Here is a 14016-nt window from a genome sequence, read left to right on the forward strand (position 1 = left end):
TTGCTTCCTTACGCCATCTCATCTTGTTTGAATGACCGGGTCGCGCGGAACTGCCACAGCGCCAGACCTACCACGAAAATCGACAGCAAAATGGTGATAGTGGCGGCAATCGCATATTGCGACGACGACATGGTGAGCTTGTAAATCCATGACACCAGGATATCGGTTCCGCCGGCATTCGACCCCGCCACGGCCGGACCGCCGTTGTTAAACAGATAGATGATGTTGAAATTATTAAAGTTGAAGGTGTATTGCGTGATGATGATCGGCGCAATGGCGTAGAGCACCAGCGGCAGCGTGATAGTTTTCAGCCGCGTCCAGGCACTGGCGCCGTCCATGATGGCGGCCTCATAAAGGTCATCCGGGATCGCCTGCAGGACGCCGGTTGTCATCGCAAACACAAACGGGAAGCCCAGCCAGGTCTGCATCATGATCAGCGCCGTTTTGGTCCAGAACGGATCGGTCATCCAGGCTTTAGGCGCGATACCAAAGAAGTCGAGAATCGCGTTGTTGATCACCCCAAAGCTGTCGTTGAACATCCCGGCAAACACCAGAATGGTGACAAAGCCCGGCACCGCCCACGGCAGGATAAAGATGGTGCGGATCAGCGGCTTAAAGCGCAGGTCTTTCTGATTCACCAGAATCGCCAGCATCACGCCCACGGTGCACTGCAGCGTCGTCGCCAGCAACGTCCAGACCACCGTCCATTGCAGCACGTCAAAGAACGTGGAGCGCCAGATCGACAGCGTGAAAATGTTGATGAAGTTTTTGAACCCCACCCAGTCCACCAGCTTCGCCGGGGGCGTGTGATAGAGGTTGTAGTTGGTGAAGGCGATGGCGAAACCAAACAGAATCGGAAACACCACCACGAATACCAGCAGAATAAAGCCCGGCGAAATCATCAGATACGGGAAGCCGTCGCGCAGCAGTAACTGGTACTGCTGTCGCACGCTGTTAAGCTGCTGGCCCCTGTCGCGCCTGGCGCCATTGACCCACGCATCGCGCACAGACACGCCCCATACCGCGACGCCGAAAGCGGCAATCAGCACGCTGATAATCCCCTCAGCCAGCAGGAAAATGGAGTTATCGCGCGGAACTGATTCACCCAGCGTATACAGCCCCCAGAATCCTTCACGCAGAAAATCGTGGAAGACGCCGGTAAAGCTGCTGAGCAGAATCAGAAAGCACAACCCTTTCGCCCACTGGCGGTGGTAAAACTGGCCAAAGCCAGGCAGCAGTGCCAGCAGCGCACCGGTGGTCGCATGACGACGCGGCGGCTTAGCCGTCACCAGATGTTCATCGGAAGATATAGCCACACTCTGATCCTTATCCTGTACGGTTATCCCGCGAACCCGCATTACTGGTTGCTGGCCTGCATCGCTTCAATCTGCATGGTGATCTGCTTCACCGCGTTATCCAGCGCCGCTTTTGGCTCCTGCTTGCCTGAAACGCTCAGCTCCAGCGCCGCATTGGCCGGCCCCCACACTTCCTGCATCTCTGGTACGCCTGGCATGGCTGACGCACGTGCCGCCTGCACTGCGACCGCATTGGCCTTCTCATCATTTTTAATAATCGGATCGTTCATCAATGCTGTAACGGGCGGGATCTCCTGCGTTTTCTGATAGCGCTCTTTCACATACTGCGGCTGGTTAATAAAGGTGAGGAATTTCTGCGCCAGCGCCTGATCTTTACTCCAGGTGGACACCACATAGCCTTTTACACCCAGGAAGGAGCTCATTGGCTTGCCGTTGGGCAGTAGTGGCAGCGGTGCCACGCCATAGTTGATACCGGCAGCCTGATAGGGCTGGAACGCCCATGGCCCGTTAATCACCGCCGCCGCTTTCTTCTCGGTAAACAGGGAGTCGATAGCGTTCAGGCCGTTGTCGCCCATGATGCCGCCTGGCAGCAATCCTTCGCTGAAGAAGCGCTTGAGGTAAGTCACCGCCTCCACGCTGCCTGGCGTGTTCAGCCCGATATCTTTGGTGTTAACCGCGCCTTTAGCGTCTTTGCCAAAGATGTAAGACCCCATTGGCGCCATCACGCCCCAGCTGTAGTAAATCTGGTCAAACTTCGCGAGCAAGCCATACTGTTTTGCCTCGCGCTGCTTCTGCGAGAACACGCGATACTCATCCAGGGTTTTCAGCGGCGCAGGCAAAAGATCTTTGTTGTAGATCAGCACCAGCGTTTCAACCGCCTTGGGGACACCATAGACCACGTTGTTCTGAGTAAAAGCCGCCATCGCTGACGGGGTGTAGGCGCTCTGTTCTGCCGTGTCGATTTTCAGTGGTGCCAGCAGGCCCTGCACGACTGCGCTGCCAAGCTGGTCGTTGGGGATCACCAGCACATCGGGTCCGATGCCTGCCGGACCATCCAGGCGCAGCTTTTCGATCTGCTGTGCAAACGGCATCTCCTGTACTTTCACTTCAACGCCAAACTGTTTCTGAAAATCGGCGATCGCCGTTTTAATGCCGTCTGACTTTTTAATGTCTTCCCAGACGGTAAGTTGCTGAGCGGCCCAGACGGATTGATTAAGCATCAATGCTGACAGGAGTAGCGTAACGCTGATTTTAATTTTCATTGCTGGCCTCGTGTGAAGGTATGACATTTTTAGCTGTCATTTGCTGTTGTTCTTTTTTCAGACACACGCTGAATAAGGATTTATCAGGCATGTGAAGAGTGAATAACGTATCGCATTTGAGCCATAAGCTACGCGGAACAGGTGCTGCGCTCCAGCCCGTTTGCACCAATGTGTGATCGGTATTACAGAAATCAAAAACAGCGATAGGGTGCACTCTGGCTGAACGTTATAGTCAACACAGGCACCATCAGGGCTGACGTGAAAAATGATCAACTGTTATACGTCATACATTTTAGCCGCCAGACATCTTGTTGTGAGGATTAGCATGTCCAGTATCAGATTGAGAAACGTCACCAAACGCTTTGGTAAAACAGAAACGCTGAAAAATATTGCGCTCGATATTGAGGCCGGTGAATTTGCCGTCTTTGTCGGTCCATCAGGCTGCGGTAAATCCACGCTGCTGAGGCTGATTGCCGGTCTGGAAGAGATCAGTGAAGGCGAGATTTTGATTGGGGATGAGGTGATGAATGATGTCGCACCCTCGCACCGCGGCGTGGCGATGGTGTTTCAGAGTTACGCGCTCTATCCCCATATGACGGTGGCGGAGAATATCGGTTACGGTCTGAAAGTAAACGGTCTGCCAAAAGCGCAGATTCAGCATCAGGTGGAGATGGTGGCGAAGACGCTGCAGCTGGCGCATCTGCTGGATCGTAAACCTAAACAACTTTCTGGCGGGCAGCGTCAGCGTGTTGCGATTGGCCGCGCGATTGTGCGTAATCCTCGGGTGTTTATGTTTGATGAGCCCTTGTCGAACCTGGATGCGGAACTGCGTGTCGATATGCGGCTGCACATTGCTAAGCTGCATCAGGAGCTGAAAACCACCATGGTCTATGTGACACATGATCAGACGGAGGCGATGACGCTGGCCGATAAGATTGTGGTGATGAATTACGGCAAGGTGGAACAGGTCGGTTCGCCCATGGAACTCTACTACAACCCGATTAACCGCTTTGTCGCGGGCTTTATCGGATCACCTAAGATGAATTTCCTGCCCGCGCGCGTGGAGCAGTGTGGCCCCTCCGGGCTGGTCGCCCTGATAAATGACGGCGAACACCGGCTGCAACTCCCCTCACCAATCCGTCAGCTGCAGCCCGGTGATGAGATCACGCTGGGTATCCGGCCGGAACAGTTACAGATCAACGGCGATGCGCCACTGAACATCGACTTCCACTGTGAGGTGGTTGAGCGACTCGGCAACAACACCTATCTGTTTGGTCAGAGCCACGGCCACGACGGCTTCAAAATGCTGCTGCCGGGTGATGTGCATTTCCGCCCTTACCAGACGCTGCGTCCGTCTTTCCATCCGCATCACTGCATGGTATTTGATGCCGAGGGCGCACGCATCAGTACGGATATTGAAATGCCTCAGGTGCGTGCGGCCTGAAGTGAGTATCTGGGGGAGATAACGAGAGGCCGGAAACGGCCTTTTATGTTTTAAGGCCTGGAAAAAACCGGGGACAGAGAAGGCATTACCGGCTGAGTAAACGCATGACTCACCCACAATCCCTTCTCTTACTGACCCGCTGTCCCGGCTTATTTACCAAGAATGTTATTAACCGCTTTCAGGTGGCCAGCTTTATCTTTGTGATTTGAAACCACCTGAATAACGGAGAATTTCTTGTTGGCAACCGCCAGCAGCGTCGCCTGTTGAACATCATTACCCCCCATTTTGTCAGTGGCTTCAACGTGATAAACGGGCAGACCATTGTCATTCTCAGTTTTCTCACTGATCACCGTATAAGAAGGTGACGCCTGCTTCTGCTTGTCTTTGATAGACTTCCCGCCTTCAAGAAAATCAGCGTCACTGCCACCGCGCGCAATCAACGGGATCTCTTCTTCGCCAATGATCAAGACGCGTTTTTCCTGCTTGTTTACATACATGGTTCCAGGTCCACCGCCCGGAACAGGCTGCTTTTCATAACCCTGCAGGTTGAAAGTCTGTTTGCCATCCAGCAACGAGATCGTCTGATTCTGCGTGTTTGCAGCCTGTGCTGTTTTCGCTTCGGCTGCTGATGCGATCATCGGGGCGCTGCCAAGTGCAGCCGTCAGGCAGAGCGCACCCATAATGTTTAATGATTGACGTAATTTCACCGTGAACTCCTTCGTGTAGTGGCTATTTCCATTTCACTGACACCGAATCGGGTGTCGGCGAGGCAGAGGCGTTATCGGGTCAGGTCGTAAATACAGATCCCTGAACCGAGCAATAACAAAATTATCGGCCAGTAAAGAACGGGGATAAAAAAGAAGTTGTGGGTTTTTTCGGGGGCCATCATCGGCTCACTTTTGGTCGCCGTTGCGATGGAGTCCAGCCATTTTTCCTGCCGGAGCGCCCAGACGAAGAGCGCACAAAAGAGGGCAGCAACGATGAGCGTTGCGCCTGTCGCCCATAAATGCGCGACAAAAAAACCATCGTAGTAATAAAAATCCAGCACCCATTTACACAGCAGATAAGCAGCACAAATTAATAGTGCGACAAAAAACCCGACTCCGCTCCAGGCGATCATATTTATATCCTATAGATGGGTGAGGAACGAGAAATTATTTTCTTGAAATTAACATATTTTTATCATTGTAGCGATATTTTCTTTGGTGCTAATATTCTCCCTGCCCCGTTCAGGGCATATCAGCCCGATTCGTTATAAAACGCCTGATGCCGCCAGGATTATTTCCTGAGGTTGTTGCTTATCCCGGATCCAGTGTGCCATTAATATTGCTCGCCGGATGCGGCACTGCTGTTTGTTGCACTGCGCTATTATTTTAGTTTGAATGAATCGCGGCTGTGATATCGCTGTTTTTAACATTTGCATCGGCTGTTTAGGTGGGAGACATTTATGCCGCTGTCATCCGGATGAAACAGTATGGTGATCGTCAGATTTCGTGTAAAGCATGGAGGTTGATATGGAACAACTCACTGAAAATAATGGTAAAGAGAACAGATCTAAAGAATACAGTGCGAGGTGGCAGGCCCGCTTTGATTTTTTCGACCGTTATGGTGCTCCCAGTTCACCCGGCTTCAGACAGGCACTGAAGCAACTGCCTTTCAGGCAAAAATTCAGAGTGAACATGAATTTAATTGCCTTCATTTTTGGCCCGATTTATCTGTTTGTACTCGGCCTGTGGAAAAAGAACATCATGCTGATTTTAATTATGATGGCTGTTTATGTTATTTTGATCATCGCTTTAGCGATAGCGGGCATGGAGTTCCCACGGTATCTTCAGGGCGGCCTGGCCTATGGCTTTAATGCACTGTACGGCATGAGTACGAATTACAATTATTACCTGAAAGCGCGAAAAGGCGATAACGGCTGGAACCCCTTTAAAGGGATGCGCTGGTAATTTTTTTCAGCGCAACTGGCAAAATATAAAATCTGGTATAGGGTCAGCAGGAAGGCAGCTTTTTAAACTTCATGGCGGAGGCTGACCAAAATAAATAATAAACTTTAACTCAAATTATCGGTGTTATGCCTGAGCAACGTGAGCCGCCCGAAGAATAGCGAACGGGCAATGAAAAACATCCAGAAATATTTTCCGGGCTTTTCAAAATGAGTTCAGACTGGATTATAATCTCATTGCACTCATTACACTCTCTCTGAAGCGCTTACGTGCCCCGCACGGCATAGTCGGGGCCAGGATATTCTTGTTGAGAACTTCCTGATGTCAGCAGCTTCTCCCTTTCACTGACATATAGGATGTTATTATTTTGAAATCATTAACGGAATTGAAAAAGGGTTATCTGAAGGTATTTCTCTGGCTGCTGTTCACACTGTTTCTGGTACCTGTTATTACTCTGGTTTTTGCTGAATACGGCAATGCGCAACTCGATCAGCAGTACACCCAGTTCTTTATGAACGATGCGCAGGAGCAACATCAGGATACCGGCAAACTGCAGACATTTTTGCAGCAGAACCCGCCGTCCAGCGTCTGCGGCCCGGTAGATGAAAATCTGCAGGATTACAAAAACGCCGTCTGCGCACCGCAATCCGAGTTGTGGCAGTTCTACATGATGGATAAAGTGGCTTTCTGGACGCTGATCGGCAGCGGCGTTGTCCTGCTAATGGTGCTATTGTTCAGTGCGCTGGCTTTTAAAAGCCGCAAGGGACAGGTGATCAGTCTGGCGCTGGCCCGCAAATTCCTGATGCTGGCCTGTTCACTGGAAGTTATGGTTCAGGGCGGCATGCTGGTCTGGCTCTCATTCTGGGGTACCGCTTTCTTCACGCAAACCTACTATCCAAAGCTGGTGATGGCCGTAGGCCTGCTGGTGCTGGCCGGCATGTATTACATGATTAAAGGCATCTTCAAAAAACTCCCGCCGGAAGAGAGTATTGAAGGTGAAGTCGTGACCCGCGAAGCCGCTCCGGCACTCTGGTCACAGATTGATATGCTGGCCGCCAGAGTCGGCACCACGCCCCCCGATCATATCGTTGCGGGCATCGATACCAACTTTTACGTGACGGAAGCCCCACTCAGCGTAAACGGACACCCGCTTACCGGTCGTAAACTCTATGTCAGCATTCCGCTGCTGCGTCAGCTCACCGTTGCGCAGGCTGATGGCGTGATGGTCCATGAGCTGACACACCTGCATGAAGGTGACACCGCTTCCGGCGCACTGCTGGGACCGAAGCTGCATCGCTTTGACCTCTACATGCAATTGATGGGTCAGAATCTGGCAACACTGATCGTGTACTATCCGCTCTACCTCTATCGCATGCTGTTTGAACTGGCATGGCAGCGCAACAGCCGTGAACGTGAGTTTGTGGCGGATCGCAATGCCTCAACGCTGGTCTCCCCCGCCGCGATTATCGAATCGCTGATCAAAGTATCCGCCTATGCCAGTTACCGCAGTGAAGTTGAGCGAAACTTCTTTAATAACCGGACGCTGCATGAAAATGAACTGGGGATCAGTAAAGCTATCGCTGCCGGTCTGCCTGAGCATGTCGCGTCTCCGGACTTTATCAGCGTTGTCCGCGAACAGAATGTGCCGCACCCCTTTGACTCACACCCGCCGCTGGCAGAAAGGATGCGCAACGTTGGATACAACATTGACGAAGCCGACTATGCAGCGGTCGCCGCCGATTTCCCGGCCGAGAGCTGGGTTGATCTGATGCCGGTTGCCAACGAGATCGAACAGCAGTTGTGGCAGAAATATGAACGCGACTTCTCTTCAGTGCATGAGGAAAGCCTGGCCTGGCGTTATCAGCCTGAGGGTGAGATGGAAACCGCGCTGGTGCTGAAGCATTTCCCCAATGTGCCTTACACGCTTAAAGATGGCTCGCAGATTGTCATCACCTGGCAGGGCATCGTGTCACCGAAAACCGCCGAACTGCTGGAGTGGGATAACGTAAAAAACATCAATGTCATTCGTAATTTCGGCCGGGATAAGCTCTACCTACAGCATGAGCAGCCGAACGCTAAAGGTAAAAAGCGCAGTGAGATCCCCTTACCCGGTCTGAAGAAAGAGATTGAAGCCTTTAAAAATACTCTCGGCCTTTACTGGCATCGCCATCAGACGGTCAGGGCATTAATGAAAGAAGAATCGGCCGAAGCGTCGCAAAGCGCATAAGCCGTTTGTCATCGGCTCCCTCATCGCAGCTGATAAGGGAGCCAATGCGAATATCCATTTCCAGTCTGTATTTCTGACCACATAAAGAAGGGAACGATCGTGTTTAAAAGCGCAAGCAGTGCCAGCATGCCCGCGATGACGGTGACTGCCCTTGTGCTGCCTGGCTATCCTGTTTACCTCACCCCATCCCGACGTGGCCGGAATGACAAAAGCGATTGATGCTTACAGTACACTGCTGAATGAGGCAGAAAAGGCAACGGCCAGCGAAGCGGGCAAGCCATTAACCTGCTCCATCTTCCAGGAGAGTGCTGAAACCTTCCTGAAAGACTGCAAAGATCGCATGCGTCGGGTCCGCGATAAAACACCTTACAGTACGGGGGATCACATAGCGCTTAAAGCAAGCAGACGCTGGGCGACCAAGGCGCTTTACTTGTGAATCAGCCCTGGCTTTACCCGCTTTTCGACCCGTTACGCGAATTCTGAGCGATGACAATTGTTCCGCCTGATCAGCATGCCGCCTGGTGTCCCTGCCCTTTTCGCACGCCTTTCAGGAGTATCTGCGTGGCATCAGAAGCTTTTCCTGCGCGTGAACAGACCAGCCCGAACTCACGGTGTACCGCAGGGATTACCGGCAGCACGGTCAGGCCGCGCAGCTCCGCTGGCAGGGCAGATTCCGGCACCAGTGCAACCCCCATCCCTTCTCGCACCAGCAGGCAGGCACTGATCCAGTCGCGGACTTTTACCCGCACGTCGGTAAGCTGATGGCCCGCCTGTTCGATCAGGCTTCTCCCATTCACCACGCAGCCGCCTGTCGCAAGCACAAAGGGCTGGTCTGCCAGTTCCTGCAGGGTGATGCCGTTCGCGCTAGCCTGCGAAGAGCTGGCAGGCATCACCGCAACCCAGGCGTCCTGTCCTAATATCACGTCAGCACGTCCGGGCGCGGGGTTCATCACCACCCCAAGCTCAACGGTGTCTGCTGCCAGCCACGCCTCCACTTCCTCATCAGTCCCTTCAAGCACCACCACATCCATGTCCGGATGCAGACGCTTAAAGCTCCGCAGCAAGCCAGGCAAAAGTGTAGAAGTGACCGAGGGGAAGCTGGCAAGCCGTATACGTTCGCCTTTTAAACCCCTGTGCGCATCAGCCAGTTCGCGAATAGCATTGAGCTGCGCCACCATCGTTCGGGCATGTTCAATCACCTGCTCACCCAGGGCGGTTATACCGATGTGACGACGCTCCCGCACGAACAACGGGAACCCCAGCGAGGACTCTAACTGGGCAATCGCCTGACTGGCAGCAGATTGGGTCATGCCCGTCGCTTCAGCGCCGCGCGAGATGTTACTGGCATCAGCCACCGCCACCAGCAGGCGCCAGTGTTGAAGATTCATCACAGTCATCAGTAGCCAGGCTTATAGTTAATTTATTAAACATTAATTTTACAGCAACAGTCAGACTGAGCACAGTGTATTCAGACACAACACACGCTACCCGCTTTCAATGTTATCGGAGAAAAGATGAAACTCTACTACGCCCCGGATACCTGTTCGCTTTCGCCCCACATCGTGCTGCGCGAACTGGCAATAGCGTTTGAGCTGGTTAAAGTGGACAACAGGAGCAAGCTCACCGCTGACGGGCATGACTTTCGCTCTATCAATCCCAAAGGCTATGTCGCTGCGCTGGAACTGGATGACGGGCAGATACTGACGGAAGGGCCAGCGATTGTGCAGTATCTCGCTGACCTGAAACCAGAAAGCAAGCTGGCACCGCCAGCAGGAAGCTGGGAGAGGGTTCGCCTGCAGGAGTGGCTTAACTTTATTACCAGTGAAATTCATGCGGGGTCTGCGCTGCTGTTTAACACGTCCCTGCCCGACAATGTTCTGACGATTTTTCGCGAGAAGCTGTTCCGGCGGTTCGACTATCTGCAGACTTCGCTGGCCGATAAAGCCTTTCTGATGGGAGCGTCGTTCTGCGTTGCTGATGCCTATCTGTACACCGTGCTGGGCTGGTGCAAATTCTTCAACATTGAACTGGCGCGCTGGCCAGCGCTGGTGGCTTATCGGACGAGGATCAGCGCGCGCCCTGCTGTGCAGGCGGCATTACTGGCAGAGGCGTCGCAGTAAGCGCAGCAAAGCTGCAAGGCCGGGTTCCGGAGTGGGCAAAAACTATCGTTTCACACGCGATGGGTTAGTATCACGGGACTCATGTTTCAGCAGGGAGTCGGCTTTATGATTTATAGCGAGAAGGTGGAAACCGCTGTCATCCGGCATGCCGTTAAGGATTTTGAGGTCACGCTATTAAGAGCGAAAGAGGCCAGGCAATGCATCCTTTTCGCAGCCGGTGCTGGAGGAAGTCCATTGCGTCATCTGGCGCTCTTGCAGACCTTTAACCGGAATGGTATTGCGGTGGTCGCACCGCATTTTGATCGGTTGACCTCACCCACACCCTCAAAGATTGACCTGCTGGATCGTAGCCAGAGGCTTGCCCTCGCTCTGGATAATTTTGGTCATGATTATGAATCGATTGCCGGTGTCGGGCACTCCCTCGGCGCCGTGATTCTGTTGATGCAAGTCGGCGCGGAGGCGTGGACCCGAGCCGGAGAGAAGGTGACGTTTGCAGGCAGTCAGGTTTTAAATCAACTGTTCCTGTTAGCGCCTGCGGCGGACTTTTTTAAAGCCCCCTCGGCACTCGCATCCCTCAATGTGCCGGTGAAGATCTGGACAGGCGAAAAGGACACTCTGACACCGCCGTCGCAAGCGCTGTTTATGCAATCAGAATCAGAAACGGTAATTGATGTTTACGTGGTTAAGGATGCGGGCCATTTTACTTTTATGAACACGCTGCCGCCGCACATAATAGATACCCATCCTTCACGCGAATCATTTCTGCTCAGTCTGGGAGAGGAGATATCCCGTTTCGTCACGGATTATCAGGCCTGACCCGATAAAGAAACACTCTGATTAAACCGAGCCCTCTTTTTCAATAACCAGCACGCGTGCGATGCCCTGTGGGCGCGCGATATGCTCGGTTCCTTCACTGGCGTAAAAGATATCACCGGCGTTGAGAACACGGCTTTTAACTTCGCCCTGTTCCTTATATTGCATTTCAACACATCCATCCATGACAGCAAAAACTTCCTGTCCGTCGTTGATGTGCCACTTGTAAGGCTGATCGGTCCAGTGAAGTTTCACACTGACATTATCAATGCTGGCAATATGCAGTGAGTCCCATGCTCTTGAGCCAGTAAATTCTTTACTGCTAAAAAAATTCATCTTTTCTCCCTCAACAGACGTGCTTTAGCGTCATCAATATCAGAGAGAGTGGATGGATTCTATGCGTCCGCTTTATGTTGTCCTGATCTGTCCCATCGTTGTCTGTTTAAGGGCAGGTGAACACTAAATAATTAATTGAATAGCGTAAAATACCGGGCAGAAATAGCAGGGTAAAGCCTGTATTCATTCTAATTCCAAAAGGTCTGTCATCGATGAGTCTGCAAAACCTCTATCGTTCAACAAACGAAAACACCACCGCCATCTGGGCGAAAAATGCAGGAGTTGGGGATATTAAACAGGGAAACTATTACGATCCCGTCAGGCTGGCTCTTGCCTCGGGTATACAGCCCCCTGTTTCTCTGGATGCCTCGCGTCTTATTGGTGAATTGCAGCAGCTCACAAAAGATGACCCACTTGCTGATGTTCTTCCCCCGGAGGGTTTCCATTTTACCTTCCTGCCCCTGACTCTGCCGTTCATGAACGAAAACGAGCCACTGCCAGGAAAAGTGGCAGAATTGACGAAGATCTGGACTGGATTTGATGCAAAGCGAATCGTTATACGAGACCTTCGCTTGGTTGCGTTGCCCAGCCAGTTGTTGCTGGCGGGAATCCCTGACAGTACTGCAATCGCTATGCGCCAGTCCTTCTGCGAAAGCGTTTTGAATTCTCAATGGAAGAATGAATTGCAGCTGCGTCACAGTGGCAGCCCATTACCCGCCCCTTTCTGGCACAGCACCCTTCTGCGCTACGGCGCCGATTTTCTACCCACCTCTCTGCGTCAGTATATTTTTGAACGCCAGGCCGTTAATTTTGGCGATGTTACCGGGGATTTAAAATTGGCGAGGGTCAACTATAACTGGACGATATGTTACCCATTGACGATTTAATCAGGGTTATTTCTCGCTTCCACCAGCCTGATGACGTTCAGCCAATGCCGCCTCATTGTCATCATGTCACTTTTTACCTGAGGAAAAATTCCTGGGAAATTTAAAAATCTGCCGAGAGCTGCCGATAACCTCAGGTATCGACACTCTGTACGCAGGAAACAACATCCATGTCACCATCCGACATTTATAGTAAGCATCAGGAAATTGGCGAAATTACGGCGCGTGCTGGCCACATCCTGCGGCAGCTTCGCGACAGTCTGCAACAGCTGGGGCTTGATAAAACCATTGCCGATGTGGCGGGAAGCATTCCGAACGCCCGTGAAAGGCTGGGTTATGTCGTCACAATGACCCGCGAAGCAGCAGAGGGCGTAATCAACAGCGTGGAAATCACGCAGCCGCTGCAAACTGAGCTGGGAGAAAAAGCGGAGAAACTCACACAACGCTGGGATGCCACTTCCGGGACGCTGTCAGACAAAGAACAGACCCAGGCATTAGCTACAGATACCGTTGCCTTGCTGAATGACGTCCCTCGTGTCACGGGTCTGACACAACAGCAACTGCACGCGATAATGATGTCGCAGGGGTTCCAGGATCTCACAGGACAAATTGTGCAGGCGATGATGGCCGTGCTGAACCAGGCGGAGCAGCAACTGATACAGGTCATCCGTGATAACGCAGGCTCACATAGCAGCGCCGAACGTAATGCGCCTTCTAAACCCGCTTCCGCATCAGAAACGCCTGCCAGTCAGGATGATGTGGATGACCTGCTGGCCAGTCTGGGAATGTAGGCCGACAGAAAGAGGCCTGGCGAACACTCACACTTAATAAGAAGAGGGTTTGCGCCAGGGCAACCCGCCGGTCCTGATGTGAGCCCGTATTGTGCCAGAAGCGGACATTGCAAAGATCAATGTTTCAAATAAGCCGATAACGGGCTATGCCAGGTGGACTTCATTGACCGTGCTCCATCAACTCCAGCGTCTGTCCATCGGGGCTTTGTAAATAAATTACTCTGGTTCCCTGCATGGGACCTGATAAGACTGTCTGAGGTTTACCTGGTGTTTTCCAGCCATACTCCGATACTTTGCGCAAGAGCGTATCCAGCTCCTCAACTATAAACGCAAGGTGAGCATAGCCGGGGATGTAGGGTGCTGAGGGTTCTGCTGGCTGTTTAATGTTATCGTATTGGAGTAATTCAATTTTGATGCCAGCCAGCTCAAGCAACGCCATTCGTACATCAGCCCCCCTTGCGCCTGTAACTTCATCAATGATGGGCCCAGACATTTTCCCTTCGCGTAATAACTCCCCTCCGAGAATATGAGTCCAGAAGAATAATGACTCATCAATGTTTTTAACTGAAAAACCGACGTGATCCACTCTTCTTATCATGAAGTTACCTGCTGAGTTTAAAAATTAAGCACCAAACTATCTGAAATCTCTGCTGTAGTACTTCACGATAAGTGCGAAGTTAGTTTACTCATTAAAACATATAGTTAAGGCTGACCTGACTGAAATATTTCTGATTATCCAGCGTGAGAGCTATGCATATTTATTAATCCCTGAGGAAAATTACGGGACTGCGTTGCAAGTTTTTATCAATCAGAGAGGTCCTGCGATCTTTCGTTTTTTGCTCATAGCGGACCTTGCAGTACGTAGGTCTGCTTT

At 51.9% G+C, this 14016-nt stretch carries 15 protein-coding genes; 8 read left to right on the forward strand and 7 right to left on the reverse strand.

Annotated elements, in window-relative coordinates; genetic code table 11:
- Positions 1-8 precede the first annotated feature (8 nt).
- Complete coding sequence (locus AC6I77_RS21235; RefSeq protein WP_373681462.1) at positions 9-1358, reverse strand: carbohydrate ABC transporter permease; 1350 nt, start codon at positions 1356-1358, stop codon at positions 9-11.
- A complete protein-coding gene (locus AC6I77_RS21240; protein ID WP_105099660.1) occupies positions 1358-2578 on the reverse strand; it encodes an extracellular solute-binding protein in 1221 nt (406 codons plus the stop codon). Before AC6I77_RS21240 ends, AC6I77_RS21235 begins: the two co-directional genes overlap by 1 nt.
- Before the next feature lie 325 nt (positions 2579-2903).
- On the opposite strand from AC6I77_RS21240, the gene AC6I77_RS21245 reads away from it, so the two are divergent.
- Positions 2904-4022: an ABC transporter ATP-binding protein gene (locus AC6I77_RS21245; RefSeq protein ID WP_192378003.1), complete on the forward strand. Its 1119-nt coding sequence runs from the start codon at positions 2904-2906 to the stop codon at positions 4020-4022.
- A gap of 149 nt (positions 4023-4171) precedes the next feature.
- On the opposite strand, the gene AC6I77_RS21250 is transcribed toward AC6I77_RS21245, so the two are convergent.
- Both AC6I77_RS21250 and AC6I77_RS21255 read right to left on the reverse strand, forming a co-directional pair.
- A complete protein-coding gene (locus tag AC6I77_RS21250) occupies positions 4172-4729 on the reverse strand; it encodes a hypothetical protein (RefSeq protein ID WP_003851672.1) in 558 nt (185 codons plus the stop codon).
- Positions 4730-4800: 71 nt separating this feature from the next.
- Positions 4801-5142 carry a hypothetical protein gene (locus tag AC6I77_RS21255; protein ID WP_003851674.1) on the reverse strand — a complete coding sequence of 114 codons (342 nt, stop codon included), beginning with the start codon at positions 5140-5142 and terminating at the stop codon, positions 4801-4803.
- Positions 5143-5536: 394 nt separating this feature from the next.
- On the opposite strand from AC6I77_RS21255, the gene AC6I77_RS21260 reads away from it, so the two are divergent.
- The 3 genes from AC6I77_RS21260 to AC6I77_RS21270 all read left to right on the forward strand — a co-directional run bounded on the left by AC6I77_RS21260 (position 5537) and on the right by AC6I77_RS21270 (position 8634).
- A complete protein-coding gene (locus tag AC6I77_RS21260; RefSeq protein WP_497817317.1) occupies positions 5537-5974 on the forward strand; it encodes a DUF2628 domain-containing protein in 438 nt (145 codons plus the stop codon).
- Between the two features lie 364 nt (positions 5975-6338).
- Positions 6339-8198, forward strand: coding sequence for a M48 family metallopeptidase (locus AC6I77_RS21265; protein ID WP_497817318.1), 1860 nt, complete (start codon positions 6339-6341; stop codon positions 8196-8198).
- 193 nt (positions 8199-8391) lie between these two features.
- Positions 8392-8634, forward strand: a complete 243-nt coding sequence (locus AC6I77_RS21270; RefSeq protein WP_497817353.1) for a DUF3829 domain-containing protein — start codon at positions 8392-8394, stop codon at positions 8632-8634.
- A gap of 70 nt (positions 8635-8704) precedes the next feature.
- On the opposite strand, the gene AC6I77_RS21275 is transcribed toward AC6I77_RS21270, so the two are convergent.
- Positions 8705-9586 (reverse strand): LysR family transcriptional regulator, encoded by an 882-nt coding sequence (locus AC6I77_RS21275; protein ID WP_033762537.1) that lies wholly within the window; start codon positions 9584-9586, stop codon positions 8705-8707.
- Between the two features lie 126 nt (positions 9587-9712).
- Here AC6I77_RS21275 and gstA point away from each other — a divergent pair, with 126 nt between their 5' ends.
- The gene (gene gstA, locus AC6I77_RS21280; protein WP_497817319.1) at positions 9713-10318 is read left to right on the forward strand and encodes a glutathione transferase GstA; all 606 of its coding nucleotides are present in this window, start codon (positions 9713-9715) and stop codon (positions 10316-10318) included.
- A gap of 105 nt (positions 10319-10423) precedes the next feature.
- Complete coding sequence (locus AC6I77_RS21285; RefSeq protein WP_110411851.1) at positions 10424-11134, forward strand: alpha/beta hydrolase; 711 nt, start codon at positions 10424-10426, stop codon at positions 11132-11134.
- Between the two features lie 21 nt (positions 11135-11155).
- On the opposite strand, the gene AC6I77_RS21290 is transcribed toward AC6I77_RS21285, so the two are convergent.
- Complete coding sequence (locus AC6I77_RS21290; RefSeq protein ID WP_497817320.1) at positions 11156-11467, reverse strand: cupin domain-containing protein; 312 nt, start codon at positions 11465-11467, stop codon at positions 11156-11158.
- Positions 11468-11679: 212 nt separating this feature from the next.
- Between AC6I77_RS21290 and AC6I77_RS21295 the strand changes: the two genes are divergently transcribed.
- Positions 11680-12354, forward strand: a complete 675-nt coding sequence (locus AC6I77_RS21295; protein ID WP_110411852.1) for a hypothetical protein — start codon at positions 11680-11682, stop codon at positions 12352-12354.
- 167 nt (positions 12355-12521) lie between these two features.
- Positions 12522-13142: a protein phosphatase CheZ gene (locus AC6I77_RS21300; RefSeq protein WP_052250676.1), complete on the forward strand. Its 621-nt coding sequence runs from the start codon at positions 12522-12524 to the stop codon at positions 13140-13142.
- Positions 13143-13302: 160 nt separating this feature from the next.
- Here AC6I77_RS21300 and AC6I77_RS21305 read toward each other — a convergent pair whose 3' ends face one another.
- Entirely contained in the window at positions 13303-13740 is a 438-nt protein-coding gene (locus tag AC6I77_RS21305; protein WP_497817321.1) for a VOC family protein, read from the reverse strand.
- Positions 13741-14016 lie beyond the last annotated feature (276 nt).

This window comes from Pantoea sp. X-Soil-ISGK-259 (assembly GCF_059730705.1).

Excerpts from the sequence above, each read along its gene's own strand:
- AC6I77_RS21235 (WP_373681462.1), bottom strand. The coding sequence starts at position 1,358 with ATGCGGGTTCGCGGGATAACCGTACAGGATAAGGATCAGAGTGTGGCT.
- AC6I77_RS21240 (WP_105099660.1), bottom strand. The coding sequence starts at position 2,578 with ATGAAAATTAAAATCAGCGTTACGCTACTCCTGTCAGCATTGATGCTT.
- AC6I77_RS21245 (WP_192378003.1), top strand. The coding sequence starts at position 2,904 with ATGTCCAGTATCAGATTGAGAAACGTCACCAAACGCTTTGGTAAAACA.
- AC6I77_RS21255 (WP_003851674.1), bottom strand. The coding sequence starts at position 5,142 with ATGATCGCCTGGAGCGGAGTCGGGTTTTTTGTCGCACTATTAATTTGT.
- AC6I77_RS21260 (WP_497817317.1), top strand. The coding sequence starts at position 5,537 with ATGGAACAACTCACTGAAAATAATGGTAAAGAGAACAGATCTAAAGAA.
- AC6I77_RS21275 (WP_033762537.1), bottom strand. The coding sequence starts at position 9,586 with ATGAATCTTCAACACTGGCGCCTGCTGGTGGCGGTGGCTGATGCCAGT.
- gstA (WP_497817319.1), top strand. The coding sequence starts at position 9,713 with ATGAAACTCTACTACGCCCCGGATACCTGTTCGCTTTCGCCCCACATC.
- AC6I77_RS21285 (WP_110411851.1), top strand. The coding sequence starts at position 10,424 with ATGATTTATAGCGAGAAGGTGGAAACCGCTGTCATCCGGCATGCCGTT.
- AC6I77_RS21290 (WP_497817320.1), bottom strand. The coding sequence starts at position 11,467 with ATGAATTTTTTTAGCAGTAAAGAATTTACTGGCTCAAGAGCATGGGAC.
- AC6I77_RS21295 (WP_110411852.1), top strand. The coding sequence starts at position 11,680 with ATGAGTCTGCAAAACCTCTATCGTTCAACAAACGAAAACACCACCGCC.
- AC6I77_RS21300 (WP_052250676.1), top strand. The coding sequence starts at position 12,522 with ATGTCACCATCCGACATTTATAGTAAGCATCAGGAAATTGGCGAAATT.
- AC6I77_RS21305 (WP_497817321.1), bottom strand. The coding sequence starts at position 13,740 with ATGATAAGAAGAGTGGATCACGTCGGTTTTTCAGTTAAAAACATTGAT.